Source organism: Helicobacter sp. MIT 01-3238 (genome assembly GCF_003364135.1).
Lineage (GTDB): Bacteria > Campylobacterota > Campylobacteria > Campylobacterales > Helicobacteraceae > Helicobacter_B.
The window spans coordinates 1-3221 of sequence record NZ_NXLN01000050.1 but is presented as its reverse complement, the minus strand read 5'-3'; the positions used below and the strand labels follow the sequence as shown (position 1 = coordinate 3221).

1 protein-coding gene is annotated in these 3221 nt (G+C 37.6%); it reads right to left on the bottom strand.

Translation table 11 applies throughout. The annotated features are described in order from the left end of the window. The coding region (locus CQA40_RS10670; protein ID WP_115520809.1) for a filamentous hemagglutinin N-terminal domain-containing protein at window positions 1-3036 on the bottom strand (3036 nt) is incomplete at its 3' end. Between the last annotated feature and the right edge of the window lie 185 nt (window positions 3037-3221).

Here is a 3221-nt window from a genome sequence, read left to right as displayed (position 1 = left end):
TGTTAGGTATTGCTTAGATTGCAAATATGTCTTGGTGCTAGCTACACCGATATTATTTATGGTATTTGCATATATAGATAGAGTATTTAGGGCATAAATACTACCTTGTGTATTCTCTAAAGTATCTACCCTCATAGAGAGTGCATCTCTTGCATAGATAGTTGAGCTAGTGTTTGTGATAGATTTTGCAAATATGTTTAGAGTGCTAGAAGCATAGAGTGAAGCAGTGGTGCTAGAAGTAGTGTGTGTAGTGTCAGTGATGTTTGTAGTATTTGTGGGATTTGTAGTGGGATAAGACGCGGTATCAGTGGTATTATATGGGATAGTATTTGGGGGGCTTGCTGTATTTGTATTGCCTATATTGCTTGTGTTGTTGATAGTGTTTGTGGTATCTTTGGTATCTTGAGTGCTGTGTAGAGTGGTGTATATGGTGGGAGCTATGCTAACTGTGTGATTTGTGGTGTTTGTGTTGTCTGTGTGAGTTATGCTATGGGCTATGGTATTTGGGTTTGATTGATTAGAATCATTAGATATATGTGATTGTGTGGCATTATGTGAGTAGAGTGCTTTACTTATCTGTTTGGTTTGATTGGTGGATTGGTTTGCTTGATTTTCTTTTGTTACTTGATTTGCTTGATTTTCTTGTGTTGTTTGTATTACTTGATTTATTTCGTTTGGTTTTGTGGCGATGGATAATCTACCATTTATATCGATATAAAATCCATTATCGCCCTGCATATTTGATGGAAGTGTAGCCATAGTGCCACTATTTTGCACCAAAGAGTGCTCATCACTTGCAATTAGATAGATAGAGTTTGCAAACACTCCTCCTAGATAGGCAATATCAAGGGCTAGGACTTCATTTGTGCTATTTGGCTGTGGTTCAATCTCTTGTGTGGATTCTTGTGTAGATTTTTTGCTATTTTGTGGGTTTGCATTAGTTTGCAATCTTGGTTGCGCATTTGGATGCTGATTTCTTTGCAAACTTGTTTGTGTGGCATTTGATTGTGTGCTTGAGTGTGGGCTTGTGCTACTTTTATCATTTATAGTATTTTTTGCATTTGGTGTGTTTGCTATTTGCAGTGGTTGCCAAAGAAGCAACGCCCCCTTATCACTCAAAGATATGTCATTGCTTCCTAGCAGTATGGAGAGATTATTCGCATAAAGTGCTTTGTTGATTTTTAGGGATTTAGATAGAAGTGTGAGTGTGGTAGTGTTGCTAGCATTTAGTGAATCAATATTGATATGTCCTTTTTGCACTCGCAAAGATAGATTGTGCCTTAGCTGCTCTTGTAGTGATTGGTGGGATTGTAGTGATTGGGTAGAATTAGCATTGCTTAAGGCATTTGTTGTATTGTTGTTTGGCGTATTTGTATTATCTATGTTGTTTGCATTATTTTTGTTATTTGTGATATTTATATTGTTTATGCTATTTGTGGCATTGGTGTTTATCGTATTATTGTTTAGCCATTTCTCATTCAAAGCTAGTTTGTCCTCTATGAGGGCTGTGCTTAAGGCTAGATTTGCTACATTGCTAAACCCACAAGATTTGCATACGATTCCATTTGGGTTTGCTATAAGCACACTTGCTTTATCCCCTGCGACTTCAAGCATTCCTAGCAAGTATGAGGGATTTGCAGAGGTTACTTGGTTTAGGATAAGAGAAGCACTGAAATCTTTTAAGTGTGGGTTTGAGCTAATAAACCCTGCTAGATGAGTAGAAGTAATAGATTGCAAGGAATTATTTAGTATAGCTCCTTTGGGCTTAATGTTGAAATCTATGTAGTGATTATTTGATATGCCTTTGGCATTTGGTGTAGTGATATTGATGATTTCTATGTTGTTTGGGGAGTGGGTAATGCTAGGGGATAAAAAGCGGGTAGAAGTATCAGGTGTGATAGGGAGGGAATCTAGTGATTCTAGCTTGCTTGGCAAGCTAGAATCTAAGCTAGGATATGACAAATGTGAATCTTGCAAGTGCTGTGCTGGGGAATCTAGTAAGGTAGAATGTAATAATGTAGATTCTAGTTGATTTGTATTGGATTGTGGGGAATATAGCGAATGTGGGGAATGTAGTAAGGTAGAATCTTGCGAAGTAAAATCTAATAAAGCAAAATCTTGTGAGTTAAAATCTAGGGATTTTAGTTGGTTTGGTGGGGAAGAATCTAGTAAGGTAGAATCTTGTAGGGCTTGTGGGGAAGAATCTAATGCAATGAAATCTAATAATGTAGATTCTAGTTGATTTGGCAAACTAGATTCTAAGCTAGGTATGCTAGGCTTTGGCAGGGAATCTAGTGAGGAATCTAGCAAAGAGTCTAGCTGACTTGGTTGGTTTATCGGTGGTGGTGGTTGTAGTGTAGTTGCTTGTGAAGCTAGTAGTGGTTGTTGCACTTGTGGTGATTGTGCTAAATCAATCTGTGGAGTGATAGAAGCACTATGCTGTATTGCTTCAAGTGGTGTAGTGATTGATTGTAGTGATTGTGGTGTGTCAGGCTGTGGGGCAAGTGGTGGTGTGGCTACTTGCAATGTGCTTGGTGGTGGTGTGGTTGAATGTAGCGCAGTTGGTTGTGGTGGAATTATTTGTGAAGTAGGTGGTTGTGGTGTGGGGATTTGCTCTACTAATGCACTTGAATGAGGTAGGGTTGATTGGGTTGTGTGGGGCTTAGATGAGATTACTTGTGCTATCTCTAAAGGCTGTGGTGCATTATCTAGTGCATAAGCGCAAGGTGTGGCGATTAGATGAGCGCAGATAAAAAGCGAGATACACTGCCTTTTATATTGCTTTAGCTTACTTTTATTTAGATTGCTTGGTTTGGAGTGAATTAGGCTAGATAGTGTTAGATTATTTGATTTTAAGTTACTTGGTGTTAGAGTATTTGACTTTAGGGTATTTCGTTTTAGATAACTTTGAAGTATTTTTTTGTGGCTATGTGTTTGTGTATGTCCTTGTTTATGCTTTACGCGTGAGAAATAGCCCAAAATCAAGTGGCATAGAGTAAAGTAGCCTAGACATACGAAATATGCAAAATGCCTCAAATGATATTCCTTATTTTTAAAACCTTTTTATAAGGCTTCTTATTTGTTTTACAACTATTTTTTATAGTGCAATTTAATTTAGTATTAACAACACTCCCAATCTTTAGCTAGAATCTCTTAATACTTTTATGCAAATTATGTGAAATCTTTTTTTAGAGATTTGGTGGGGTGTTGGGGTTTTTGGG